Origin of the sequence: Agrobacterium larrymoorei, assembly GCF_005145045.1 — a bacterium.
Classification (GTDB): Bacteria; Pseudomonadota; Alphaproteobacteria; order Rhizobiales; family Rhizobiaceae; genus Agrobacterium; species Agrobacterium larrymoorei.
This window is the reverse complement of sequence record NZ_CP039691.1, coordinates 1,106,055-1,132,676: the sequence shown is the minus strand read 5'-3', so window position 1 is coordinate 1,132,676 and position 26,622 is coordinate 1,106,055. Positions and strand designations below refer to the sequence as shown.

General features: G+C 58.3%; 20 protein-coding genes. 10 read left to right on the top strand and 10 right to left on the bottom strand.

The features are described from left to right. Positions 1–9: 9 nt before the first annotated feature. The 5 genes from CFBP5473_RS05300 to CFBP5473_RS05280 all read right to left on the bottom strand — a co-directional run bounded on the left by CFBP5473_RS05300 (position 10) and on the right by CFBP5473_RS05280 (position 6,484). Positions 10–1,155, bottom strand: coding sequence for an iron-containing alcohol dehydrogenase (locus CFBP5473_RS05300; RefSeq protein WP_027674340.1), 1,146 nt, complete (start codon positions 1,153–1,155; stop codon positions 10–12). After that, positions 1,152–2,540: an aldehyde dehydrogenase family protein gene (locus CFBP5473_RS05295; protein ID WP_027674339.1), complete on the bottom strand. Its 1,389-nt coding sequence runs from the start codon at positions 2,538–2,540 to the stop codon at positions 1,152–1,154. The genes CFBP5473_RS05300 and CFBP5473_RS05295 overlap by 4 nt, the downstream gene beginning before the upstream one ends. A gap of 21 nt (positions 2,541–2,561) precedes the next feature. Next, positions 2,562–3,929, bottom strand: a complete 1,368-nt coding sequence (locus CFBP5473_RS05290; RefSeq protein ID WP_027674338.1) for a glutamine synthetase family protein — start codon at positions 3,927–3,929, stop codon at positions 2,562–2,564. Positions 3,930–4,001: 72 nt separating this feature from the next. Then, a complete protein-coding gene (locus CFBP5473_RS05285) occupies positions 4,002–5,519 on the bottom strand; it encodes an amino acid permease (protein WP_027674337.1) in 1,518 nt (505 codons plus the stop codon). A 194-nt stretch (positions 5,520–5,713) separates the two neighbouring features. Then, entirely contained in the window at positions 5,714–6,484 is a 771-nt protein-coding gene (locus CFBP5473_RS05280) for an N-formylglutamate amidohydrolase (RefSeq protein ID WP_027674336.1), read from the bottom strand. A gap of 178 nt (positions 6,485–6,662) precedes the next feature. Here CFBP5473_RS05280 and CFBP5473_RS05275 point away from each other — a divergent pair, with 178 nt between their 5' ends. From CFBP5473_RS05275 to CFBP5473_RS05245, 7 genes are all read left to right on the top strand, one after another. Beyond that, positions 6,663–7,544, top strand: a complete 882-nt coding sequence (locus tag CFBP5473_RS05275; protein ID WP_027674335.1) for a MurR/RpiR family transcriptional regulator — start codon at positions 6,663–6,665, stop codon at positions 7,542–7,544. Positions 7,545–7,757: 213 nt separating this feature from the next. Beyond that, the gene (locus tag CFBP5473_RS05270) at positions 7,758–8,864 is read left to right on the top strand and encodes an ABC transporter substrate-binding protein (RefSeq protein WP_027674334.1); all 1,107 of its coding nucleotides are present in this window, start codon (positions 7,758–7,760) and stop codon (positions 8,862–8,864) included. Between the two features lie 150 nt (positions 8,865–9,014). Next, the gene (locus CFBP5473_RS05265) at positions 9,015–9,905 is read left to right on the top strand and encodes an ABC transporter permease (protein WP_027674333.1); all 891 of its coding nucleotides are present in this window, start codon (positions 9,015–9,017) and stop codon (positions 9,903–9,905) included. Continuing rightward, a complete protein-coding gene (locus CFBP5473_RS05260; RefSeq protein WP_027674332.1) occupies positions 9,902–10,684 on the top strand; it encodes an ABC transporter permease in 783 nt (260 codons plus the stop codon). Before CFBP5473_RS05265 ends, CFBP5473_RS05260 begins: the two co-directional genes overlap by 4 nt. A 10-nt stretch (positions 10,685–10,694) precedes the next feature. Beyond that, positions 10,695–11,753 carry an ABC transporter ATP-binding protein gene (locus CFBP5473_RS05255; protein ID WP_027674331.1) on the top strand — a complete coding sequence of 353 codons (1,059 nt, stop codon included), beginning with the start codon at positions 10,695–10,697 and terminating at the stop codon, positions 11,751–11,753. Between the two features lie 56 nt (positions 11,754–11,809). After that, positions 11,810–12,853 (top strand): zinc-dependent alcohol dehydrogenase family protein, encoded by a 1,044-nt coding sequence (locus CFBP5473_RS05250; protein WP_027674330.1) that lies wholly within the window; start codon positions 11,810–11,812, stop codon positions 12,851–12,853. A gap of 164 nt (positions 12,854–13,017) precedes the next feature. Continuing rightward, on the top strand, positions 13,018–13,794 hold the full coding sequence (locus tag CFBP5473_RS05245) for an AAA family ATPase (protein WP_027674329.1): 777 nt from the start codon (positions 13,018–13,020) through the stop codon (positions 13,792–13,794). An 11-nt stretch (positions 13,795–13,805) separates the two neighbouring features. On the opposite strand, the gene CFBP5473_RS05240 is transcribed toward CFBP5473_RS05245, so the two are convergent. After that, the gene (locus CFBP5473_RS05240; protein ID WP_027674328.1) at positions 13,806–14,081 is read right to left on the bottom strand and encodes a hypothetical protein; all 276 of its coding nucleotides are present in this window, start codon (positions 14,079–14,081) and stop codon (positions 13,806–13,808) included. Positions 14,082–14,272: 191 nt separating this feature from the next. On the opposite strand from CFBP5473_RS05240, the gene CFBP5473_RS05235 reads away from it, so the two are divergent. Next, positions 14,273–15,607 carry an MFS transporter gene (locus tag CFBP5473_RS05235; protein ID WP_027674327.1) on the top strand — a complete coding sequence of 445 codons (1,335 nt, stop codon included), beginning with the start codon at positions 14,273–14,275 and terminating at the stop codon, positions 15,605–15,607. 338 nt (positions 15,608–15,945) lie between these two features. Here the strand turns inward: CFBP5473_RS05235 and CFBP5473_RS05230 are convergent, their stop codons facing one another. From CFBP5473_RS05230 to glmU, 3 genes are all read right to left on the bottom strand, one after another. Continuing rightward, positions 15,946–16,614 (bottom strand): DUF502 domain-containing protein, encoded by a 669-nt coding sequence (locus CFBP5473_RS05230; RefSeq protein WP_027674326.1) that lies wholly within the window; start codon positions 16,612–16,614, stop codon positions 15,946–15,948. A 158-nt stretch (positions 16,615–16,772) separates the two neighbouring features. Beyond that, positions 16,773–18,599: a glutamine--fructose-6-phosphate transaminase (isomerizing) gene (glmS, locus tag CFBP5473_RS05225; RefSeq protein WP_027674325.1), complete on the bottom strand. Its 1,827-nt coding sequence runs from the start codon at positions 18,597–18,599 to the stop codon at positions 16,773–16,775. A 149-nt stretch (positions 18,600–18,748) separates the two neighbouring features. Beyond that, positions 18,749–20,110 carry a bifunctional UDP-N-acetylglucosamine diphosphorylase/glucosamine-1-phosphate N-acetyltransferase GlmU gene (gene glmU, locus CFBP5473_RS05220; protein ID WP_027674324.1) on the bottom strand — a complete coding sequence of 454 codons (1,362 nt, stop codon included), beginning with the start codon at positions 20,108–20,110 and terminating at the stop codon, positions 18,749–18,751. Between the two features lie 228 nt (positions 20,111–20,338). Between glmU and CFBP5473_RS05215 the strand changes: the two genes are divergently transcribed. Continuing rightward, entirely contained in the window at positions 20,339–21,277 is a 939-nt protein-coding gene (locus CFBP5473_RS05215) for a DMT family transporter (protein ID WP_027674323.1), read from the top strand. An 86-nt stretch (positions 21,278–21,363) separates the two neighbouring features. Then, positions 21,364–22,491: an S-(hydroxymethyl)glutathione dehydrogenase/class III alcohol dehydrogenase gene (locus CFBP5473_RS05210; RefSeq protein ID WP_027674322.1), complete on the top strand. Its 1,128-nt coding sequence runs from the start codon at positions 21,364–21,366 to the stop codon at positions 22,489–22,491. A 307-nt stretch (positions 22,492–22,798) separates the two neighbouring features. On the opposite strand, the gene metH is transcribed toward CFBP5473_RS05210, so the two are convergent. Beyond that, the gene (gene metH, locus CFBP5473_RS05205; RefSeq protein WP_027674321.1) at positions 22,799–26,572 is read right to left on the bottom strand and encodes a methionine synthase; all 3,774 of its coding nucleotides are present in this window, start codon (positions 26,570–26,572) and stop codon (positions 22,799–22,801) included. Between the last annotated feature and the right edge of the window lie 50 nt (positions 26,573–26,622).

Genomic DNA, 26,622 nt, shown 5'->3' with positions numbered 1-26,622 from the left:
GAGGCCCTGCTAAAAGCAATCCTCAAACAACGCCTTGGTATTCTCCAGCGTCATCTCAACCGGATTACCCCCGCAACTCGGATCCTTGATCGCCTCAGCCGTCAACTCATCGATACGGTCCGGCTTGATGCCCATGGCAGTCAGCGTGTCGGGCACGCCGAGTTCTTTGCGCAGTTCCAGCACATAATCATAGAAACCATCGAACCCGCCTTCGATGCCGAGATAGGCGGCGGCGCGGGCGATTTTTTCTTCGATGGCCGGGCGGTTGAAGCGCAGGACGGCGGGCATGACGACGGCATTGGTCATGCCGTGGTGGGTGTTGTAAACCGCGCCGATGGGGTGCGAGAGCGAGTGGATGGCGCCGAGGCCCTTCTGGAAGGACACGGCACCCATGGCGGCAGCGGCCATCATGTTGGTGCGGGCTTCGATATCCGTGCCGTCCTTATAGGCGCGCGGCAGGAATTCCTTGATCAGCCGCATGCCTTCCAGCGCAATGCCCTGGCTCATGGGATGGAAGAAGGGCGAGGAATAGGCCTCAAGGCAATGGGCGAAAGCGTCCATGCCGGTACCAGCCGTGATCGCCTTCGGCATGCCGACAGCCAGTTCGGGATCGCAGATCACAACACCGGGCAGGAATTTCGGATGGAAGATGATTTTCTTCACATGAGTCTTGGAGTTGGTGATGACGCTGGCGCGGCCCACTTCCGAGCCTGTCCCCGCCGTCGTTGGCACCGCAACGATCGGCGCGATGCCATCGGCATTGGCGCGGGTCCACCAGTCGCCGACATCTTCGAAATCCCAGACGGGCCGCGTCTGGCCCGCCATGAAGGCAACCGCCTTGCCGAGATCGAGGCCCGAGCCGCCGCCGAAGGCGACGACGCCATCATGGCCGCCATCCTTGAAGGCCTTCACGCCCGCTTCGAGGTTGATTTCGTTGGGGTTCGGATCGACATCCGAAAAGAGTGCGCGGCCAAGGCCTGCATCTTCGAGAATATCCAGCGCGTGGCCGGTGATCGCCATCGCAGCCAGACCACGATCCGTGACCAGCAACGGCTTTTTGATGCCGAGCGTCTTGCAGGCATCGGCCAGTTCCTTGATGCGGCCACGACCGAGCTTGATGGGGGTTGGATAGCTCCAGTTTGCGACGATATTCATTTCGTGACTTTCTTCAGATGGTATGATTTTGGGCGCGTCAGGTTCTGGAAGCCGATGACGGAAAGCGAACCGCCACGGCCTGTCTCCTTGACGCCGGTCCAGCACAGCGCCGGGTCCAGATAATCCGCACGGTTCATGAAGACAGTGCCGGTTTCGATCTCGCGACCGATGCGCCCTGCCCTGTCAGAATCCTGCGTCCACAGCGATGCCGTCAGGCCGTATTTGCTGTCGTTCATCAGCTTGATCGCTTCGTCGTCGTTCTTCACCTTCATGATGCCGACTGCGGGGCCGAAGGTTTCTTCCTTCATGAACTCCATGCTGTGATCGACATCGATGAGGACCTGCGGCGCGACATAGGCGCTCTCGCCATCATCGGCGGCAAATAGTTTGGGATCGACGAGCGCCTTGGCACCCTTCGAAACCGCATCCGCCACCTGCTGGCGAACCACCTTGGCGAAACGCTTGTTCGCCATCGGCCCCAGCGTCGTTTCCTGCTCGAGCGGATTGCCGAGCTTGTAGTTGGACACCCATGCCACAGACTTTTCAACGAAGGCGTCGAACAGCAACTCATTGACATAGATACGCTCGATGCCGCAGCAGCACTGGCCGGAATTATAGGTCGCACCGTCCATCAACGTATCGACGGCAGCGTCGAGATCCGCGTCTTCCATGACATAACCTGGGTCTTTGCCGCCAAGCTCCAGACCGAGGCCGGTAAATGTGCCAGCCGCCGCGCGCTCGATGGCGCGTCCGCCCTCAACAGAGCCGGTGAAGTTGACGAAGTTGAACAGGCTTTCGGAAATGAGCGCGGACGTGGTCTGGTGGTCGAGGAAGAGATTGATGAAAACATCATCCGGCACGCCCGCCTCGACAAAGGCGCGAACCATGCGCTCACCAACGAGCAGCGTCTGCGCGGCGTGCTTTATGACGACCGTGTTGCCCGCCATCAAGGCTGGCGCAATCGTGTTGATCGCGGTCATGTAAGGGTAGTTCCACGGCGCGATGACGAAGACGACGCCGTGCGCTTCGCGCTCGATGCGACGCTCGAAATTGCCGCTTTCCTCGATGACAAGCGGTGCCAGCGCATCGGCTGCGATGGAGGCAACATAGTTGGAGCGTTCGTTGAAGCCCTTGAACTCGCCGCCATAACGAACCGGTCGGCCCATCATATGGGCCAGTTCCGGCACCACCTCATCCACCATCTCGTTGAGACGCGCCACACCCTTCAGCACCAGCTGAACGCGATCTTCCAGCGGACGACGCGTCCACGCCTTTTGCGCAGCACGCGCCCTCAACACGGCGCCCCGCGCCGCATCCAGCGACATCGCTTCCCGTTCGGCATAAACAGTGCCGTCGATCGGCGAGATATTCTGGATCATGACCATGATTGATTGCTTCCTAAGTTGTTATGCTCTCTCGAAACCACGCGCGACTTCCCAATCGGTGACGCGGCGGTCGTATTCTTCCTGCTCCCACTTTGCGGCGCGGACATAGTGGTCGATGACGTCATCACCAAAGGCCGCGCGCAGCATGGCAGAGCCGTGGAGATGGTCGGTGGCGTCGCGAAGGGTCTTGGGAATTTCCCGCACCTCCTTGCCGCCATAGGCATCGCCCACGAATTGCGGCTCAAGTTCCATCTTCTTCTCGATGCCGTCAATGCCTGCCGCAAGCAGTGCAGCCATTGCCAGATGCGGGTTGAGGTCTGAGCCACCGACGCGGCATTCGATGCGGATGCCTTTGGTGCCGTCTCCACAGAGGCGATATCCGGCAGTGCGGTTGTCCATGCTCCAAACGGCCTTGGTCGGCGCAAAGGTGCCCGCCATATAGCGCTTGTAGGAATTGATGTAGGGCGCGAGGAAATAGGTGATTTCGCTGGCATGGGCCAGAAGCCCCGCCACATAATGCCTCATCATGTCGGACATGCCATGCTCGTCATTTTTGTCCAGAAACATCGGCGTCTTGCCATCCAGGCTCCAGAGAGACTGGTGGATGTGGGATGAGCTGCCAGCCGCGCTATAATTCCACTTGGCAAGGAAGGTCACAGCCTTGCCTTTGGACCAGGCGATTTCCTTGGTCGCGTTCTTGATGATGGCGTGGCGGTCGGCCATGGTGAGCGCATCGGCATAGCGAACGTTGATTTCTTCCTGACCGGCGGATGCCTCGCCCTTGGTATTTTCGACAGGAATTCCAGCACCTTGCAGGCCATTGCGAATGGCGCGCATTACCTCTTCTTCCTTGGTGGTCTGGAAGATGTGGTAATCCTCATTATAGGGGCTTGCGAGCTGCAGGTTGCGATAGCCGCTGGCGCGGGCGGATTCGAAGCTCTGGTCGAAGAGGAAGAACTCCAGTTCGCTCGCCATATAGGCTTTCAGGCCCATGGCTTCGAGCCGGGCAACTTGCTTCTTCAGCATTGCGCGCGGCGAGTGCGGCACTTCGGCGTGAGTGTGGTGGTCATAGGCATCGCAGAGAACGAGAGCGGTGCCTTCCAGCCACGGCACGCGCCGCAGCGTCGCCATGTCGGGCTTTAGCGTATAATCGCCATAGCCCTTTTCCCAGCTGGTGGATTTGTAACCGGAGACCGTCTCCATCTCCATGTCGGTCGCCAGAAGATAGTTGCAGGTGTGGGTTTCCTCATGCGCGCTTTCGATGAAGAACTGCGCCTGAAACCGCTTGCCCATCAAGCGACCCTGCATATCCACGAGGCATGCCAGAACGGTATCGATGCGCCCTTCGGCGACATCTTTTTTAAGCTCGTCGAATGTGTAGGTCGTCATGATGTCACTGTTCCCTTTTTCCTTGTTTGGTGGAAGGCGGCACGAAAACGCGCCGCCTTCCCTTGCGAAACATCAGGCCTTTGCCGCAGCCGCCGCGCTGAGTGCCGCCTGCTTGTGTTCCATCGCAAACTCTTCCTCCGGAGAGAGGATGAGGCGGTGGCGACCGACCATCGCGAAATACGCGATGGCGACGGCAAACCAGATCGCGACCCACAGCACGCCCTTGGTGAAGTTCGGGTCCTGCACCTGATAGAGCAGCGTCACGACAGCGATGATGATGGTCAGTACCGCGCCCGGCACACCGAGTGGCGAACGGAACGGACGCTCGATATTCGGCAGGTTCTTGCGCAGCAGGATGAAGGAAAGCGCCTGCATGATATAAGAGAACATCGCGCCGAAGACGGCCATGTTGATCAACACGCTACCGATGATGCTGCCGCCCTTTTCCGCACCAAGCGCGAACCAGATGATCATCATGACGCTGAGGCCAACGATGGCACCCGTCAGCATGGCGACATGCGGCGTTCTGAACTTGGGATGCGTGATGGAAAGCGCCGTGGGGAAATAGCCCGCGCGCGACAGCGAATAGATCTGCCGACCCTGCGCATAGAGAATGGTGTGGAAGCTGGCGATAAGGCCAGTCAGCGCCACCAGACCCAGAAGCACGACGCCGCTATCTCCATAAACCGCCTTGAAACCATCCAGCAGAGGCTCAAGCGCCGAGCCGAGATGGAACGCGCCGATGCCCGGAAGCGAAGGGTTGAGCAGCACGATCATGAAGGCGGAAATCATCAGCGTGATGATGCCGAGAATGATGCCCTTCGGCATATCGCGCTTGGGATCGACCGACTCTTCCGCTGCCAGCGGCAATTGCTCGATGGCAAGGAACAGCCAGACGGCGAAGGGCAGCGTGGCGAGGACGCCAGAAATGCCAAATGGGAAGAAGGGGCCGTTGCCTTCCGGCAGTTCGACTGCCGCGCCATCCGGGCCGACGCCGATGTTCAATGCCCAGCGGGAGAAATCCATATTCGGAATGGCGCTGATCCAGAAGAAGACGAGAACACCGAGCGAAATCAGTGTGATGACCAGCGTTACCTTGAACGATAGTTCAAGTCCGAAGACGTTTAGTCCTAAGAAGATGATGTAGAACAGTACCCAGAGGAACGGCGAATAGACAGGATCGAGCCCGAGGATGGAGTTCACATAGGCCGTGATGAAGGTAACGATCACGGCGGGAGTGAGAACATATTCGACATTCTCGCAAAGCCCGGTGATGAAACCGCCCCAAGGCCCCATTGCCGTGCGCGCGAAGGAATAGGCTGCACCCGTATGCGGTAGCGCCGGGCTCATCTCAGCAATCGAGAAGGTCAAGCCCAGATACATGATGGCGATGATGATGCCCGCCACCAGCATGCCGCCCCAGCCGCCCGTGGCAAAGCCGAAGTTCCAGCCGGAAAAGTGGCCGGAGATGACCGCACCGACGCCAAGCGCCCAGAGCGACCAGACGCCCGCATAGCGCGAGAGCCCTCGTTTTTCGAAATAGGATGCGTCCGCTTTCTTATAGCTGACGCCGGATGATGAACTGTCCATGCCTTGTCTCTCCTGATCAAGAAAAAAGCAGGCAGTCAGCCGGAATGGCCGATGTTGCCCCAGTTTCGGCCCGGCGGATTTTCCGCTTCAGGGCCGTATGCATCTGCTGTTCCCTTGCCGGGTGGCTGCGCCTGTTTCGGCGTTCTGAACCACGCGGCAATATTCTCGTCCGGCAGGCGAACCCGCCGGAGACGTCAGTGGCTTTGAGTGGCTAGAGCCTTTCTCAAAAGCTCGCTCAAGAACTCGGCAGCGTCCCGCTGCCCCTCCTCATCTGCAATAAGATCGTTGCGAACCTCGATCATCACATTCAGCAAGCCATGCTGCACGGCGTGCAGACGCAACGTATGGGTCACGCCATCCTGCGGTCCGTAAGGCTCGTTGCGCTCCACCCTGAAAGACGGTCCCGCTTCTTTCAGCATCGCATCCGCAAGCCGCGAGTCGGCATCGTGCAGAATGCCGATTTGTACATCGCGTACCCGCCCGTGATAAACCGGCGTGAAGCTGTGGATCGTGACGAGAACTGTTCCCTTGCCAGTCACTTTCCGCCTTTCTATGTGGTCGGAAACGGCTTCGTGAAACGGAATATAGAGCGCCGCAGTGCGGGCAAAACGCTCAGCTTCGCTCAAATCCCTGTTGCCAGGAATGTCGTAGATTTCGCTGGTCAGCGGCATCGCCGAAGGCGATTCCGGCGGACGGTTGCAATCATAGATCAGGCGCGAAAAGCGCTGGAAAATCAGGGTGGCATCAAGCTTTGCCGAGAGAAGCCGGGCGACGGCGAGAGCGCCGGGGTCCCAGGCAATGTGGCTCGACAGAACATCTTCGCTAAGGCCGAGATCACCGTAACGGGCAGGCAGGGTGCGTGAAGCATGCTCGCAGACGAGCAGCACCGCATGTTTCCCCATCTCATTTTCCACCGCGACCGCGTCACCTTCGTCGGCGCTGAAAAACTGCGAACGAACCGTCATGGTCGAACCCCGCTTGTCTCGACCGCTCCCCAGCGGCGAGAAGAGAATTCTTCACAACTTGCAAAGTGTCAAACGTATTTTTGAAATTTTCTCTTCATTTTTTCGATTGACTCCAGCGTGGCCCCGTATCTTAATCATCGCTAAAAGCCGGTCATGAAACCGGAAAAAGGGGAAAAATTTGCGCAATTCATCGTCTTCGACGGTGTCGGAGGTCATTCAGACCCACTATGAAGGTTTGACGCGCGCTGAGAAGCGTTTGGCGGAGAGCCTTCTGGCAAATTACCCCGTTTCGGGCCTTGGCAGCATCACGACAGTTGCGGAAAATGCAGGCGTGTCTACGCCCACCGTGGCGCGCATGGTGCAGAAGCTCGGCTATAAGGGTTATCCGGAGTTTCAGGCAAGCCTCCATCAGGAGCTTGAAGCTACCATTTCCAACCCGATTGCAAAGCACGACCGATGGGCCAGCAACGCCCCCGGCCTGCACATTCTCAACCGCTTCGCGGATGCCATTACCAACAATCTGCGCGATACGCTGAGCGATCTTGATACTGCCGATTTCGACAATGCAGCGGCGCTGCTCTCGGACAGAAAGCGCGGTATCTATTTCGTCGGCGGGCGCATCACGGGGGCGATTGCTGAATATTTCTTTACCCACATGCAGGTCATCCGCCCAAAGACGGCGCTGATGTCCTCCAATTCCAGTTCATGGCCGCAATATATGCTGAACATGAATGCGGGCGATGTGCTGGTGATCTTCGATATCCGCCGCTACGAGCAGGACATGGTGACGCTGGCGCAGGTGGCGCATGAAAACGATGTCAGCATCCTGCTTTTCACCGACCAGTGGACCTCACCCGTTTCGCGCTTCGCCAAACACACATTTCGCGTGCGCATCGAGGCACCATCCGCCTGGGATAGCTCCGTCGTGACGCTATTCGTGGTGGAGGCTCTGATCGAAGCCGTGCAGAACAATGGCTGGGATGAAACCCGCCAGCGCATGAACGCGCTCGAAGGACTTTTTGAGCAGACGCGTCTGTTTAGGAAGCCCGAAAATAAATGAGCTGCAACTGATCTCCAACCGAGGAAAGGGCGCAACCGAAACTTTTTATGTCGCAGCCAATACATCATGACAAAAAAGTGACGTAATGATGGCAATAAAGCGTCAGACGAGGCTAGCGCGACGCAGATCGGCAGCCCTACAACCGTCACAAAACATTCATGCAGACCACGTACAGCGTCCGCCGACGCATGAGACACGAAGAGGAGAACCAAAGTGATCTCGCACAGCCGCCGACTGCTTTCGCTTACCACCGCAATCATCCTTGCCACCTCGGCAATCGCCTCGGCAGCACCGAGCGAGGAACTCATCGCAGCCGCCAAGAAAGAAGGCATGCTGACGACCATCGCTCTGCCGCACGACTGGTGCGGTTACGGCGACGTCATCGCCTCCTTCAAGGCCAAGTATCCGGAAATTCAGGTCAACGAACTGAACCCGGACGCCGGTTCTGCCGACGAAATCGAAGCCATCAAGGCCAACAAGGACAATAAGGGCCCACAGGCTCCTGACGTGATCGACGTCGGTCTCGCATTCGGCCCGCAGGCCAAGAAGGAAGGCCTTCTCCAGCCTTACAAGGTTTCCACCTGGGACGAAATTCCTGACAACGTGAAGGACGCCGAAGGCTACTGGTACGGCGACTATTACGGCGTCATGTCCATCTTCGTGAACAAGGACCTCGTCACCAATTCTCCGAAGGACTGGGCCGACCTCTTGAAGCCCGAATATTCCGGTCAGGTTGCTCTGGCTGGCGACCCACGCGCCTCCAACCAGGCGATCCTGGGTGTTCTCGCTGCCGGTCTCTCCACCGGTGCAAAGGACGGCAAGGAAGCCGGTGAAGCTGGTCTGAAGTACTTCGCCGACCTCAACAAGGCCGGCAACTTCGTTCCCGTCATCGGCAAGGCCGGTACGCTGGCACAGGGTGCCACGCCAATCGTCATCGCTTGGGACTATAACGCTCTCGGTTGGGCAAAGACGCTGAACGGCAACCCGCCGACAGAAGTCGTCGTTCCTGAGAAGGGCGTTCTGGCTGGCGTTTACGTTCAGGGCATTTCCGCCTACGCACCGCATCCAAACGCTGCAAAGCTGTGGATGGAGCACCTCTATTCGGACGACGGTCAGCTCGGCTGGCTCAAGGGCTTCTGCCACCCGATCCGCTTCAACGCTCTTGCCAAGGCCAACAAGATTCCGAAGGACCTGCTCGACGCTCTGCCACCAGCAGCAGCCTATGAAAAGGCAATCTTCCCGACACTCGAAGACGTTGACGCCAACAAGGCCGCCGTCACCGGTGGCTGGGACAAGGTCGTCGGCGCAAACGTGAAGTAATCACTTGATAACAGCCGCCCCGGCTTACAAAGCCCGGGGCGGCTGATTTATGCATAGGAGAGCATTTCCGAGCCAAAAGTGTTTAGCGGTTTTGCGTCCGGACAATGCGTTAAACAAATTGACCGCGATGATCGCGGCATTGGGGACAGCATGTCATCAGCGAATACTGGCACAGCATTGCCGGTTAAACGGCGCTTTCGCCCGAAGCTCGAATGGCTTGGCATTCTGCCATTTGCAGTTTTCGTTCTTCTCTTTTTGATTATGCCGACGATGAAGATTGTCATCGGCGCGTTTCAGAACGCGGACGGCAGCTTTACATTTGAAAATATCATCGGGCTTTTCACGCCCTCCATCCTCGCGGCCTATTGGATATCGATCAAGATCAGCGTCGCTTCTGCCTTCTTCGGCTGTCTGATCGGCTTCGGCGTCGCCTCCGCAGTGGTGCTGGGCGGGCTGCCGCAGAAAATCCGTGCACCGCTTTTGACCTTCTCCGGCGTTGCATCGCAGTTCGCTGGCGTTCCTCTAGCCTTCGCCTTCATCGCAACGCTCGGCCCGGTCGGCCTCGTCACGGTGTTCCTGAAAACCCAGCTCGGCATCGATCTGCGCCTGCTCGGCTTCAACATCCTGTCCTTCTGGGGACTGACGCTCACCTATCTGTTCTTCCAGATCCCACTGATGATCCTCATTATCACGCCCGCTCTGGATGGCCTGAAGCGCGAGTGGCGCGAAGCTGCGGAAATCCTCGGGGCCAGCGGCGTGCAATACTGGCGCATGGTGGCGTTTCCCATTCTGCTGCCATCTATCCTCGGCACGTTCTCGCTATTGTTCGCCAACGCCTTCGGTGCCGTCGCAACGGCTATTGCGCTCACCGGCTCCTCGCTGAACATCGTCCCAATCCTGCTCTTCGCGCAGATCCGCGGCGATGTGCTGGGCAATCCCAACCTCGGCTTTGCGCTGGCCTTCGGCATGATCGTGGTAACCTGCATCGCCAACACGCTCTATATCTGGATGCGCTCGCGCAGTGAGAGGTGGCTGAAATGAAGCGTATTTTCGCTTGGGGCGCCCTCCTTTTCGGCATCCTCTATTTTGCCCTGCCGCTGATCGGCATGACCAACTTCTCGCTGAAAATGCGGCGCGGCGTCTATTCCTTCGATGCCTATGCCGTGGTGCTGAGCGACCCGCGCTTTCAGGAGACCTTCACCTTCTCGGTGATGATGGCGCTGTTTACCATCATCTTCGGCGTGGTGCTGGTGGTGCCGACGGCCTATTGGGTGCGGCTGAAACTTCCGGCTCTTCGCCCGGTCATCGAATTCATCACGCTGCTGCCGCTCGTCATTCCGGCCATCGTCATCGTGTTCGGCTACATCCGCCTTTACAACACGTCCAGCTGGCTGCCGCTGACGGGCTCCACATCCGGCACCAACCTGCTTTTGATGTTCGGCTACACCACGCTCGCTCTGCCCTACATGTACCGCGCCGTCGATACCGGTCTTCGCACAATCGACATCGGAACATTGACGGAAGCGGCACAAAGTCTGGGCGCCGGATGGACCACCATCCTTGCCCGCATCATCCTGCCAAACGTGCTGGTGGCCGTGCTGTCGGGCGCGTTCCTCACCTTTGCCATCGTCATCGGCGAATTCACCATGGCGGCGCTTTTGAACCGCCCCGCATTCGGCCCTTACATGCAGCTGCTCGGCGCGAACCGCGCTTATGAGCCCGCAGCACTGGCCGTCATCTCCTTCGGCATCACATGGGGTTGCCTGGGGCTCATCCAACTCGTCTCCCGCTACCAGAAGGGACAGGCCCCCAAGGCCTGAAGGATCATTCATGAGCTTTCTGACACTTACGCATATCAAGAAATCCTTCGGTCAGGTTCAGGTCGTGCATGACTTCAACATGGCAATCGAAAAGGGTGAATTCGTATCCTTCCTCGGCCCATCCGGCTGCGGCAAGACCACCGTTCTGCGCATGATCGCCGGTTTCGAGACGCCAAGCGACGGCGCAATCGTCATCAACGGCAAGGACCAGACGACGCTGAAGCCGAACCAGCGCAATATCGGCATGGTTTTTCAGGCCTATGCGCTGTTCCCCAATATGAATGTGCGCGAAAACGTCGCCTTCGGCCTCAAGGTTGCGGGCAAGCCCAAGGCGGAAATCGAGGCGCGTGTGCAGGAAATGCTGGCGCTGATCCATCTGGAGCATCTGGCGGATCGCTATCCCTACCAGATGTCGGGCGGTCAGCAGCAGCGCGTGGCGCTGGCGCGTGCACTGGCACCGAAGCCGGAAGTGCTGCTTCTGGACGAACCGCTTTCGGCGCTGGATGCAAAAATCCGCGTGTCGCTGCGCGAGGAAATCCGTCACATCCAGCGCAAGCTCGGCATCACCACCATCTTCGTAACGCATGATCAGGAAGAAGCGCTGTCCATCTCCGACCGCATCGTGGTGATGAATGCGGGCGTTGCGGACCAGATCGGCTCGCCATTTGAAATCTACAACAACCCGGCCACGCGCTTCGTCGCCTCCTTCGTCGGCACGCTGAACCTCATCGACGCCACCGTAACAGACGTGGCGACCAGCACGGTTCTGGTGGGAGATCAGCAGATTTCGCTGAAAAAGCCGCTCGAAAAAGCCAATGGCGACAAGGTGACCGTGGCGTTGCGCCCGGAAGCCGGTTCGCTGAACCCGAGCGCCAAGGGCGATGTCGCCATTTCCGGCATCGTCACCTCCAGCCACTTCCTCGGGTCCGTCATCCGCACGCGTCTGGATGTCGGCGGCACCGTGCTGTCCTTCGACATGTTCAACGACCCCGGCACCGCCCCGCCTGCCATCGGCGAGCGGATCACGCTCAACTTCGCATCAGAAGATTTGATGATTGTAGCAGAGTAGCGCACTGTTTCTCCTTGGCGAAAAGCGCTACTCGGTGCCAATCTCAGGAGAACACAATGCGCGCTTTATTCTACGAACGCTTTGGCGAAGCCCCGAAAATCGCAACGCTGCCCGACCCGGAACCGACTCCGGGCGGCGTGGTTATCGAGGTGAAGGCGACCGGTCTGTGCCGCAGCGACTGGCACGGCTGGATGGGCCACGACAGCGATATCGCGCTTCCGCATGTGCCGGGGCATGAGTTCGCGGGCGTCATCTCTGCCGTCGGCAAAAACGTCATGCGCTTCAAGGTCGGCGACCGCGTCACCGTTCCCTTCGTTTCCGGCTGCGGCCACTGCCAGGAATGCCGCTCCGGCAACCAACAAGTCTGCGAAACCCAGTTCCAGCCGGGCTTTACCCATTGGGGCTCGTTTGCGGAATATGTTGCTATCGACTACGCCGACCAGAACCTCGTCCAGATGCCAAATGAGATGGCTTACGACACTGCCGCCAGCCTTGGCTGCCGCTTTGCGACCTCTTTCCGCGCCGTTGTCGATCAGGGCCGCCTGAAGGGTGGCGAGTGGCTGGCCGTGCATGGCTGCGGCGGCGTTGGCCTGTCCGCGATCATGATTGGCGCTGGGCTCGGCGCGCAGGTCGTCGCCATCGATATTGCCGAAGACAAGCTGGCCCTGGCAAAACAGCTCGGCGCGACCGTTACCATCAACAGCCGCGAGGTTGCTGACGTCACAGAGGCCGTGCGCGATGCGACCGGCGGTGGCGCGCATGTCTCCGTCGATGCGCTCGGCCATCCCCAGACCTGCTGCAATTCCATCAGCAATCTGCGCCGCCGTGGCCGCCATGTGCAGGTGGGCTTGATGCTGGCGGATCACTCCATGCCGCAAATTCCCATGGCGCGCGTGATCGCGCATGAGTTGGAGATTTACGGCAGCCACGGCATGCAGGCATGGCGCTATGACGATATGCTGGCTATGATCAGGAACGGCAAGCTGATGCCGGAAAAGCTGATCGGCAAGCACATCTCGCTTTCCGACGCCGTGACCGCCCTGCCCGCCATGGATAGTTTCAAGGATAGCGGCATCAGCATCATCAACCGGTTCGAGTGAGGGCGACCAGTCTGTCCAATAATTGCCGCTGGTCGGCTGCAAATGGTAATTTCTGCGCTTCCGGTGCTCACATACGTTGAGTACGCTCCGCTCCGGTTCTCGAAATCACCCTTTTTGCTGACCAAGAGAAATTCTTGAATAGACTGGAAGAAACAGGAAGCCGAATGCTCTATCTCGACAGCATCACCGCAAAAGGCGCTTTCGATAACGGCACGGATTACCCCTTCTCCGTCCCGGCTCTCAGAGGTCTGGAACGCATCGAGTTGAAGACGCCGATCACTTTCTTTGCCGGGGACAATGGCTCCGGCAAATCCACTTTGCTGGAGGCGATTGCGGCTGGCATGAAGGCCTATTCTATCGGGACACATGGTCAGGTTGCCGGAGACATCTATCTTCAACATGCAGAAAAGCTGGCGGGTGCGCTTTACTTCGCCAGAAAGAAATATCCCAAGGTGCGCATGTTCATGCGCTCCGAAGATGTGCTGGGATATGTGCGCCGCCTGAACGACGAAAAGCTCGATGATTTCCGGTATTATCGAGAAAAGGCGTTGGAGAAAGGCACAGCTTTTCCCGAGGAAACGCCCGATACTTTCCGCAATATCGTCGGCAGCAATGCCATCGACCAGCGCTCCCACGGCGAAGGATTTCTGGATATTCTGGAGCAGCGGCTGCATGGCGCAGGGCTTTATTTTCTCGATGAACCGGAAAGCCCGCTCTCGCCGCTCAAGCAACTGACGCTCGCCACCATCATTCGCGAGACAGCCGATAACGGCGCTCAACTCATCATCGCCACACATTCTCCCGTGCTTCTGGCAATACCCGAAGCGACGATCTATCACTTCAGCGAGGACGGAATTTCGGAGCGGCTCTACGACGAGCTGGAAAACATCCAGTTCCTGCGCCGCTTTCTCGACAGGCCGACAAAATATCTGGACGAATAGAGCATCGAAACTCAAACCGCGGCCATGGTTGCCAGTATCGTCACCAGTGCAGAGAGGCAGTTGATCTTGGTGTTGGTGTAAGAGGCAACGCCTTCCCTGCCGCGCATCATCCTCACCACCAGATAAAGCACCGTGTGGAAGACGAAGAAGAAAAGAAGCGGGGCAATGAGGAACGTTCCAATCGCCATGATCCAGTTGCCCTCATTCGCCTCTGCGCTGACGAAGCGGGCGCTGAAAATGGAGACGACCATGAACACCGTGATGAGAGAAGAAACTTGCTGCATCATTTCAATCCATTTGCCTATCGTGATCACATATGCATAACACATTCAGCAATCGGAAGGTGCATTATTAATATCTAATATTAGGTAAAGGCGTGGAACAGCCGAGGACACGACGGTAGACGCCATAAAAGACTTGAAATGCAGGCGGCATTGCCGCATGGCACGAAGAACGATGTAAAAGAAGAAGCCATCTCATGTCTCCCACCACGACCCCGGTTACAGCGCGTGCGCTGAACGCTCAGGATTACAGAACGCTTGGCCTTTCCGCGCTTGGCGGCGCGCTGGAGTTTTACGACTTCATCATTTTCGTGTTTTTCGCCACCGTCATCGGGCATCTGTTCTTCCCGCCGGAAATGCCGGACTGGCTGGTGATGATCCAGACCTTCGGCATCTTCGCCGCCGGTTATCTGGTGCGTCCGCTGGGTGGCATCGTGCTGGCGCATTATGGGGACCGTTACGGTCGCAAGCGCGTCTTCGCATTTTCAATCCTGCTGATGGCATTGTCCACGCTCGGCATGGCGTTGATGCCGACTTACGCGACCATCGGCATTGCTGCACCCATTCTGCTGATCGTGCTGCGCATGTTGCAGGGCGCGGCGATCGGCGGTGAAGTTCCGGGCGCATGGACCTTCGTGTCCGAACATGTTCCCTTCCGCCATGTCGGCCTTGCCTGCGGCTTCCTCACTTCCGGCCTGTCGCTCGGCATCATGCTCGGCTCGCTGATTGCCTTTGCCATCAACTCCATCTTCTCTGCGGAAGATGTGGCCGGTTATGCATGGCGCATCCCCTTCCTGCTCGGCGGTGTCTTCGGCCTGATTGCGGTCTATCTGCGCCGCTGGCTGGAAGAAACACCAGTCTTCAACGAAATGAAGAAGTCGAAATCGCTGACCGACAAGCTGCCGCTCGGCCTCGTGCTGAAGAACCATATGCGCGGCGTTATCGTTTCGGCACTGCTGACATGGGTGCTATCCGCCGCAATCGTGGTCACGACGCTGATGACGGCAACCTTCCTGCAGAAGCTCTATGGCTACACGCCGACACAGGCGCTTGCCGGAACCAGCTTCGGCACGCTGTTCCTCATCTTCGGCGTCATCATTGCGGGCGCATTGATCGACCGCATCGGTAGCGGCATCTTCTTCATGGGCGCCAGCATCTTCTTCGGCGTCGCCACCTTCACCTTCTATAGCTATGCCGGAACTTCGCTGAACATAATGTTTGCGCTCTACGCGGTCATGGGCCTTTCCGTCGGCATGGCGGGTGCGGTGCCTTACGTCATGGTCCGCGCTTTCCCCGCCTCGGTTCGTTTCTCAGGCTTGTCATTTGCCTATAACGTGTCATACGCCGTGTTCGGCGGTCTGACGCCGATTGCGGTCAGCACTGGGCTTGCGGTGAACCCTATGGCGCATGCCTGGTATCTGATCTTCATCGCCGTCCTCGCCTTCTTCATCGGCGTCTACCTCCATCTGCGCGGAAGCGAGGTGGAGAGCCATGTGGGCATTGAGGAACTGGCGGTGCTTCAGGGGCGGTAGTTTGAAGGGTTGGGATTGTCGAAAAACTCTAACTGAGGCGTCTTTCTTTCATTGCAAGGCTTTGGACGCAGGCGAAAAACCGGCATGGAATATGTCTAGACACCATCGCCAAACCCACCGCCGTCATTTTCGGGCTTGACCCACTACTGTCCGGTTTAAACTGAGTGGGTAGTTTGGGTCGAAAACAGTTCTCCCCACCCGTCACCCCGCACTTGATGCGGGGTCCAGCAGATGCGCGTCTGCGCGCCGAAAGAGTCTTTCAGACCAAGGACTTGGTCTGGCTGGATCCCGGATCAAGTCCGGGATGACGGAAGTGGGGTTGCACCTTCGCCACCCCATCAAATAGGCGCAGGCACCTTCGGCGGCTCGAAATCCGGGGCGACCAGACCGCCTGAGATCAACAGCTTGGCTGCATCTTCCGGCGACATGTCGAGCATGATGATCTTGTCTTTTGGCACAAACAGCAGAAAACCAGCCGTCGGCACCGGTGTCGGCGGCAGGAAGACCGCGACCATTTCCTGACCCAATTCGTTGAAGCGAAAGGCCAGTTCGCCCTTTGCCTCGGAAGCAACGAAAACCATCGCCCAGGTTCCGGGTGCCGGGAACTCTATCATGCCGACGCGTTTGAAGGAGTTCGAATGCTCTTTCAGCACAGACTCGAAAAGCTGCTTGATGCTGCGATAGATGGGGCGCACCAGCGGCATGCGGTTGAGGATCGATTCACCCGAACGCACGATCCATTTGCCGATGAGGTTATTGCCGAGAAAGCCGATGAGCGTGATGCCGATGACCGCGATCAGAAGACCAAAACCGGGAATGGCGACATCGAAATATTGCTCGGGATCGTAACGCGCGGGAATATAGGGTTTTACCCAGCTATCCGACCATTGCAGAAACGTCCAGACCAGCCACATGGTAATCGTGACCGGTGCAAGAATGAGAATGCCGGTCAGGAAGCTGTTGCGCAGACGTGCCGCGAAGGAAACTTTGAGTGGGTGATCGGTCATCAACTCGCTGAACGCTTGGCAGAATTTTTATGAAACACGGGACGAAAACGGACAATGCCGGAGGGTGTTCCCTCCGGCAATAGTCATATTATGAAATATTCGTCATCAGAAAGGGCTGCCGACAATCTTTGCGGGATCGCGGCGCCGACGACGCAAAATCACTCGACAGTCACCGACTTCGCCAAATTACGCGGCTGGTCTACATCCGTGCCCATGAAGACGGCAGTGTGGTATGCCAGTAGCTGGATCGGCAACGAGAAGACCATCGGTGCGATGATTTCGTCGACTGTCGGCAGGATGATGGTGGCCATGGTTTCGAGCTTGGAGGCTGCGGCCCCCTTCGCATCGGTGATGAAGATGATTTTGCCGCCGCGTGCGGCGACTTCCTGCATGTTCGACACGGTCTTTTCGAAGAAACGGTCGTGCGGCGCAATGACGATGACGGGCATATGCTCGTCGATCAACGCGATCGGGCCGTGCTTCAATTCACCAGCGGCATAGCCTTCGGCATGAATATAGGAAATTTCCTTCAGCTTCAGCGCGCCTTCCAGCGCCAGCGGGAACGAGGTGCCGCGACCGAGATAAAGCACGTCCTTGAAGCGGGAAAGATCACGCGACAGGGTTTCGATCTGCGGCTGGACGGCGTTGAGAACTTCACTCATCACGCGCGGCATCTCGGTGAGATGGCGAACGAGTTCGGATTCTTCCTCAGCGCTCAACGTGCCACGCGCCTTGCCGGCTGAAATGGCAAGCGATGCCAGCACGGCCAGCTGGCAGGTGAAGGCCTTGGTGGAGGCAACGCCGATTTCTGGACCCGCGAGAATCGGGAAAATCGCATCCGATTCACGCGCAATGGTGGACTCGCGCACATTGACGACCGCGCCGATCTTGAGGCCGTTTTCCTTGCAATAACGCAGAGATGCCAGCGTATCCGCCGTCTCGCCGGACTGCGAAATAAAGAGCGCGGCTTGAGTGGGGACAAGGGGCATTTCGCGATAGCGGAATTCCGACGCCACATCGATTTCCACCGGCAGGCGCGCATAGCGCTCGAACCAGTATTTACCGATCAGGCCGGAAAGATAGGCGGTGCCGCAAGCAGAAATCGCAAGGCCGGTGAGCTTGGCGAAATCAATGGCCGGATCGGCGTCCTTCACGCGCTTTTCGGCGAAGTCCACATAGTGGCTCAAAGCATGCGAAATGACTTCCGGCTGCTCGTAGATTTCCTTTTCCATGAAGTGGCGGTGGTTGCCCTTGTCCACCACATAGGCCGTCGCCTGCGAAAGCTGGCGCTGCCGCTGGACCGGCTGTCCAGCAAAGTCGATGATTTCCGCACCTTTAGCGGTGATGATGGCGCAATCGCCATCCACCAGATAGGTGATTTCGTTGGTGAAGGGCGAAAGTGCTATGGCGTCCGAGCCGAGGAACATTTCACCGCGTCCATGACCGACAGCGAGCGGCGGGCCGGAACGGGCCGAAAGCAGCGTGCCCGGCTCATCCTGAAACATGACGACGAGCGCGTAAGCGCCGGTAACACGGTTCAGCATCTTCAGCATCGCATCGCGATGGGACAGCCCCTCGCGGGTGAACTTCGCCAACAACTGCGCCACGACTTCCGTATCCGTCTGCGTGGTGAATATTGCGCCTTCTGCCGTCAGCTCATCGCGAAGCTCGGAAAAATTCTCGATGATGCCGTTATGGACGACTGCAACGCCTTCAACGAAATGCGGATGTGCATTGGTTTCATTCGGCACGCCATGCGTTGCCCAGCGCGTATGCGCAATGCCGGTAAGCCCCGGAAGCGGCTCTTCGGAGAGCTTCTTCTCGAGGTTGAACAACTTGCCCTCGGCACGGCGACGGGCCATCTCGCCATCATGGATCGTCGCAACGCCCGCAGAGTCATATCCGCGATATTCCAGCCGCTTGAGCGCATCCACAAGGCGCTCCGCAACCGGCTGCGTTCCAACAATTCCGACTATGCCGCACATACAATTCTCCAAATATTTTGAGAACACCGGTCAGGCCGTTAGGCTTTCATCCGGTGTTTTTCGATAGCGGAAGTCCTAGCAATTTCCGCAAAAACCGCAATCGCAACGGCGGTCACTTTCAGTGTCTATTCGTTACGAATGTCAGAAGGTTACGAGGATTTCTTCTTGGCATCCTTGATGGCCCGTGCCCGCGCCCGCAGAGCGCTGGCGCGGCCTTCCTTTACCTCCTGGCGCGCGCGGCCAAAGGCCAGAGCATCGGCAGGCACATCATCGGTAATGACGCTGCCGGAGGCGACATAGGCATCGTCCCCAATGGAAACGGGCGCAACCAGCGCAGAATTGGAGCCGATGAAGGCGTTCTTGCCAATCCGCGTTTCATGCTTGTTGATGCCATCGTAATTGCAGGTGATTGTGCCCGCACCGATGTTGCTTCCGGCACCGATGAAGGCATCGCCAATATAGGTCAGATGGTTGACCTTGGCGCCCTCGCCGATTTCGGCTTTCTTGATCTCACAGAAATTGCCGACCTTCGATTTCGCACCGAGATTGGCGCCGGGGCGCAGCCGCGCATATGGCCCGACGGTTGCGCCAGAGCTGACATGCGCGCCTTCCAGATGCGAGAACGCATGAATAACGGCACCCGATTCGATGGTGACCCCGGGACCGATAACGACGTTCGGCTCTATCAGCGCGTCCTGACCGATCCTGGTATCCCATGACAGGAAGACGGTTTCAGGCGCAATCATCGACACGCCATCGATCATGAACTGGTGGCGCGCGCGCTCCTGCCAGAGCTTTTCAATATAGGCGAGTTCTGCGCGGTTGTTGCAGCCGTTCATCTCGGCCTCGGGAGCATCGACAGCCACGGCCTTGCCGCCCTGCGAGCGGGCAATTTCAACGATATCGGTAAGGTAATATTCGCCCTTGGCATTGTTGTTGCCGATGCGGGTGAGAAGATCGAGCGCGCGACGACCATTGATCGCCATCAGCCCGCTATTGCACCAGGTAACCTCGCGCTCTTCTTCGGTCGCATCCTTTTCTTCGCGGATGGCGACGAGCTCGCCGTTTTCGACCAGAAGGCGGCCATAGCCGGTGGGATTTTCCGTATGGAAACCGATGACAACGACATCCACATTCTCCGCCAAGGCCTGCCGCGCCTTGTTCAGCGTCTCCGCGGTCAGAAGCGGCACGTCGCCATAGGCGATCAGAACGTCATCGAAGCCCTTTTCGATTGCTTCGCGTGCAGCCAGCACGGCATTACCGGTGCCCAGACGCTCTTTTTGAAGATAGGGCTCGACCGAAACACCCGCCTCGCGCGCAGCATCCGCCACCTTGTCTGCATCGCGCCCCACGACCAGCGCCGCTGCACTGACGCCCGCACCGGCAACGGCCTGCATCACATGCGCAATCATCGCCCGCCCGGCAACCGGGTGCAGCACCTTGGACATGGACGATTTCATGCGCGTGCTTTCACCGGCGGCAAGAATTACGGCAAGACAGGTGCGTTCCACGAATATCTCCATATTATCGATACATCGCGCCCGCTATAGCCGCTTGAGAATAAAGAAACCATGGAAATTGCGTGAATGGTTGAAAAGCGGCGTGAAGTTGGACGATAGCTCATTTCGTCATTCATTCCATACAACCACAAGGCAATGCGAGAAACGCACTTTACACCCCCGCGGAATCTCATAATCTCGACCGGTATTCCCGCCAACTTCTCAAATTCCGGAACACCGATGTCCCAACCGCAAAGCGTCAGCCAACCCGTCCGTGGAATGCTTATCATGGCGGTGTGCATGATTGTGCTGCCGGTGATGGATGCCATTGCGAAATATATGGCGCATGAGGGCATGTCTCCCGGACAGGTGACCTTCTATCGCTTCTTCTTTCAGCTTGTCTGCACCCTGCCCCTCTTGCTGTTCATCTCCCCTCGCTCGCTGATCCATGCCAAGCGGCCATGGCTCAACCTGCTGCGCGGCGTGCTGCATGCGGCGGCGAGCCTGACATTCTTTGCCGCCGTCAAATATATGCCGCTGGCCGATGTCTTCGCCATTTATTTCGTCGAGCCTTTTCTGCTGACCATCATGTCCGCGCTTTTTCTGGGCGAGCGCGTAGGCTGGATGCGTTGGAGCGCCATTGCGGTAGGCTTCATCGGTGCCATGATCGTCATCCAGCCGAGCTTCGAACTCTTCGGCCTCACCTCGTTGCTGCCGGTTGCCTGCGCCTTTCTCTTCACGCTCTATCTGTTTCTCAACCGGGCGATCGGAGATGGCGACAGCCCGCTGGTGATGCAGACCATGGCAGGTATTGCCGGGACGGTGTTCATGGGTGGCGCGCTTTTGATCGGCAACGGACTTGGTGATGTTAATTTCGAGATGTCACTGCCGGGCTGGACCCACGGGCTGGTGCTGCTGGTTCTTCTCGGCTCCATCTCCGGCTATATGCATCTTCTCGTGGTGAAAGCCTTCCGGCTCGCACCCGTCTCACTTCTGGCGCCGTTCCAGTATTTCGAGATCATCTCTGCGACAGTGCTGGGCTATGTGCTGTTTTCCGATTTTCCGACACCATCGAAATGGCTCGGCATCGCCATTATCGTGGCTTCCGGCCTCTTCATCATCTGGCGGGAACGCCTGAACGCGCGGCGCGTGAAAATGACGGAAGTCGCGGAAGTTTGAGGAATTGCCGCAGCCGCACTTGTTCGCAAACCGAACGTCGGGCAAAACGTGCATCTACGAATGCAAATACATAAGGAGACGAGACGATGGACGTTCGCGCCGCAGTCGCCGTTCAGGCAGGCAAGCCATTGGAAGTTATGACCGTTCAGCTAGACGGCCCGCGTGCGGGTGAAGTGCTGATCGAGGTCAAGGCGACCGGCATTTGCCATACGGACGATTTCACCCTCTCCGGTGCTGACCCGGAAGGCCTGTTTCCAGCCATTCTCGGCCATGAGGGCGCAGGCATCGTTGTCGATGTCGGCCCCGGTGTCACCTCGGTCAAGAAGGGCGATCACGTTATTCCGCTCTACACGCCGGAATGCCGCGAGTGCTATTCCTGCACCTCGCGCAAGACCAATCTCTGCACCTCGATCCGCGCCACACAGGGTCAGGGCGTGATGCCGGATGGCACCAGCCGTTTCTCCATCGGCAAGGACAAGATTCACCACTATATGGGCTGCTCCACCTTCGCCAATTACACGGTTCTGCCGGAAATCGCGCTCGCCAAGATCAACCCTGACGCGCCTTTCGACAAGGTCTGCTACATCGGTTGCGGCGTGACGACCGGCATCGGCGCGGTCATCAATACGGCCAAGGTCGAAATCGGCTCGACCGCCATCGTCTTCGGTCTCGGCGGCATCGGTCTCAACGTGCTGCAGGGCCTGCGTCTTGCCGGTGCGGACATGATCATCGGCGTCGATATCAACCCTGAACGCAAGGCCTGGGGCGAAAAATTTGGCATGACGCATTTCGTCAATCCGAAAGACGTCGGCGACGATATCGTGCCCTATCTCGTCAACATGACGAAGCGCAATGGCGACCTGATCGGCGGCGCGGATTACACCTTCGATTGCACCGGCAACACCAAGGTCATGCGTCAGGCACTTGAAGCCTCGCATCGCGGCTGGGGCAAATCGGTCATCATCGGCGTTGCAGGTGCCGGCCAGGAAATCTCCACTCGCCCGTTCCAGCTCGTCACTGGCCGCAACTGGATGGGCACCGCCTTCGGCGGCGCGCGCGGTCGCACGGATGTTCCGAAGATCGTTGACTGGTACATGGAGGGCAAAATCCAGATCGACCCGATGATCACCCACACCATGCCGCTCGAAGACATCAACAAGGGATTTGAGTTGATGCATAAGGGCGAAAGCATTCGCGGTGTCGTGGTGTATTGATTGATGGTTGGTGGAGCGCAGACGAAGCGTCGTGCGCTCCACTCTTCCACGTCTTGGCGCACGCCGTGTAAACGGATTAAATGCCTGGACGTCGGCTATTGGCGGCGAGCGGTGCCACATGCACCGTCATCCGGCACTTGATGCGCTATCAAGTCGTTGATCGCAAGAGACTCTTTTCGACGCGCAGACGCGCGTCGGCTGGACCCCGCATCAAGTGCGGGGTGACGGAAGTGGATGTTGGCGCGCAATAACTTTAGCGCCTAGACGCTGAAGGCATTGAATACCACCAGCTACAGCTAAAACCCCATCAAGCCGCCGTCTCAACTTCCTTCGCCGCATCCGTCGGCACATAATTCAGCACCGGCCCAAGCCAACGCTCAACCTCTGCCACAGCCATGCCCTTGCGCTGCGCGTAATCCTGCACCTGATCCCGCTCCACCTTGGCGACGCCGAAATAATAGCTTTCCGGGTGGCCGATATAGAGGCCGGAGACGGAGGAGCCGGGCCACATGGCGTAGCTTTCGGTCAGTTCCACGCCGGTCTGGTTAGTGGCGTCCAGCAGGCGGAAAAGCGTTTCTTTTTCCGTGTGGTCAGGCTGGGCGGGATAGCCCGGTGCCGGGCGGATGCCTGCGTAAGCTTCGCCGACCAGTTCCTCATTGCTGAAGCTCTCCCCGGTGGCATAACCCCAGAACTCCTTGCGCACGCGCTCATGCATACGCTCGGCAAAGGCTTCGGCGAAGCGGTCTGCCAGAGCCTTGACGAGAATGGAGGAGTAATCGTCATTGGCGCGCTCGAAGCGCTCCGCAATCGCCACTTCCTCGATACCCGCCGTAACCACGAAGCCGCCGACATAATCGGCAACGCCGCTGTCCTTCGGTGCAACGAAATCAGACAACGCCACATTCGGGCGGCCATCACGCTTGGAAAGCTGCTGGCGCAGCGTGAAGAAGGTCTCGAGCTCCTTCGTCCGGCCCTCGTCGGTGAACAGGCGGATATCGTCTCCCACCGTGTTCGCTGGCCAGAAGCCGATGACGGCGCGTGGGCGGAACCACTTCTCGTCGATGATCTTCTTCAGCATGGCTTGCGCATCCGCATAGAGCTGACGCGCAGCCTCGCCCTGCTTCTCATCTTCCAGAATGGCGGGGTAACGGCCCTTCAACTCCCATGTCTGGAAGAACGGCGTCCAGTCGATGTAACGGGACAGTTCCTCAAGATCGTAGGTTTCGAAGGTCTTTGTGCCGATGAATTGCGGCTTGACCGGCTGATAGCCCGCCCAATCCACCTTCTGCGCGTTTTCGCGTGCGCGAGACAGCGGCAGGCGCTGCTTTTCGCGCTCGTTGCGGGCGTGCGCTTCTGCCACCTTGGCATATTCCGCGCGGATGCCATCGACATAAGCGGGCTTCTGTTCGGCAGAGAGCAGCGAGGAGACGACGCCGACCGCACGCGAAGCATCAGTCACATAGATCGCCTGACCCTTTTCGTAACGTGGGCTGATCTTTACGGCCGTATGAACACGGCTGGTCGTTGCGCCACCAATCAGCAGCGGCAGGTCGAGACCCATGCGCTCCATTTCGGCAGCAACATGCACCATCTCATCCAAGGACGGCGTGATGAGGCCGGAAAGGCCGATGACATCGACCTTCTCGGCAATCGCCGTCTCGAGAATCTTCGTGGTGGGCACCATGACGCCAAGGTCGATGATTTCGTAATTGTTGCAGGCAAGCACGACGCCGACGATGTTCTTGCCGATATCGTGCACATCGCCCTTCACGGTCGCCATCAGCACCTTGCCGGCAGCCTTGCGCTCATCGCCGCCATTCTGGCGCTTCTCTTCTTCCATGTATGGCAAGAGAACGGCCACGGCCTGCTTCATCACGCGGGCGGATTTCACCACCTGCGGCAGGAACATCTTGCCCGAACCGAACAAATCCCCCACCACATTCATGCCCGCCATCAACGGACCTTCGATGACGTGCAGCGGACGTGCTGCCTGCTGCCGCGCCTCTTCCGTATCGGCATCGATGTAATCGGTGATGCCGTTGACGAGCGCGTGTTCCAGCCGCTTTTCGACAGACCATTCACGCCATGCCAGATCCTGCACCTTTGCTTCCCGACCTGGACCGCCACGGAATTTTTCCGCCACAGCCAGCAGCCGCTCGGTGCCATCTTCGCGACGGTTCAGCACCACGTCTTCGCAGGCTTCGCGCAGTTCGGGATCGATGCTCTCATAAACCGCCAGCTGACCGGCATTGACGATGCCCATATCCATGCCGACCTGAATGGCGTGGTAGAGGAACACGGCATGCATCGCCTCACGCACCGGCTCATTGCCGCGGAAAGAGAAGGACAGGTTGGAAACGCCGCCGGAAATATGCACCAGCGGCATGGTTTCGCGGATCGTCTTCGTGGCCTGAATAAAGTCCACGCCGTAATTATTGTGCTCTTCGATACCCGTCGCGACGGCGAAGATATTCGGGTCGAAGATGATGTCTTCCGGCAGAAGACCTGCCTTCTCGGTCAAAAGCTTGTAGGCGCGGGTGCAGATTTCCACCTTGCGCTCATAAGTGTCGGCCTGCCCCACCTCATCGAAGGCCATGACGACGACGGCGGCACCGTAATGGCGCACGAGACGCGCCTGCTCCAGAAACTTCTCCTCGCCCTCTTTCAGCGAGATGGAGTTGACCACGGACTTGCCCTGAACGCATTTCAGGCCAGCCTCGATGATCTCCCATTTGGAACTATCGATCATGACCGGAACGCGCGCGATATCCGGCTCGGCAGCGATGAGGTTGAGGAATTCGACCATGGCCTTCTGGCTGTCGATCAGGCCCTCATCCATGTTGATGTCGATGATCTGCGCACCGTTTTCCACCTGATCGCGGGCAACGGCGAGAGCAGCCGTGTAATCACCAGCCGTGATCAGCTTGCGGAACTTGGCAGAGCCGGTGACATTGGTGCGCTCGCCCACATTGACGAACGGAATATCCTTGGTCAGCACGAAGGGCTCTAGGCCAGACAGAGACATGAAGGACTTGTGTTCCGGCACCTTGCGCGGCTCGAAACCCTTCACGGCTTCGGCGATGGCGCGGATATGCTCCGGCGTGGAGCCACAGCAGCCGCCCACGACGTTGACCAGACCTTCACGCGCAAACTCGGCAACCTGCGCCGCCATCATATCCGGCGTTTCATCATACTGGCCGAATTCGTTGGGCAGACCCGCATTCGGGTATGCGCAGATGAAAGTATCCGCAACGTCGGACAGTTCCTGCAAATGCGGGCGCATGGCGTTGGCGCCCAGCGCGCAGTTCAGGCCGATTGTGAAGGGGTTGGCGTGGCGCACCGAGTTCCAGAAGGCTGACGGGGTCTGGCCGGAGAGCGTGCGACCGGAAAGATCGGTAATCGTGCCCGAAATCATCACCGGCAGATGAATGCCCTTGGCCGCAAAGCGCTCTTCGCAGGCAAAGATCGCGGCCTTGGCGTTCAGCGTATCGAAAATGGTTTCGATGAGGATGATATCGGCACCGCCATCGATCAGGCCATCGATCTGCTCGCCATAGGCCACGCGAAGATCATCGAACGAAACGGCGCGGTAGCCGGGATTGTTCACATCCGGCGAGATGGAGGCAGTGCGGTTGGTGGGGCCGATGGCGCCCGCTACGAAACGGCGGCGTCCATCCTCGCGCTCCGCACGCTGTGCGGCGCGGCGCACGACGAAGGCACCTTCGCGGTTCAGATCGTAAACCGCACCTTCCATCTCATAATCCGCCTGCGCAATGCGCGTAGAGGAGAAAGTGTTGGTTTCCAGAATATCCGCACCCGCCATGGCGTAGCGGTAATGGATTTCTTCGATTGCATCCGGCTGGGTCAGGATCAGCAGGTCGTTATTGCCCTTCTGATGACAGGCACAACCAATGAAGCGATCTCCACGGAAATGATCTTCATCAAATCCAAGCCCCTGAATCTGCGTGCCCATGGCACCATCGAGAATGAGGATACGCTCCTGAGCAGCCTGTCTCAGCGCTTTCAGAATTTCCGCGCCGTCTTGTTTGCCGCCCAGCGGGCCAAACAGATTATCCAACATCGGCACTCACTCCTCATTCTTTGCAAATCAGCAAATCTCAAGTCACATAA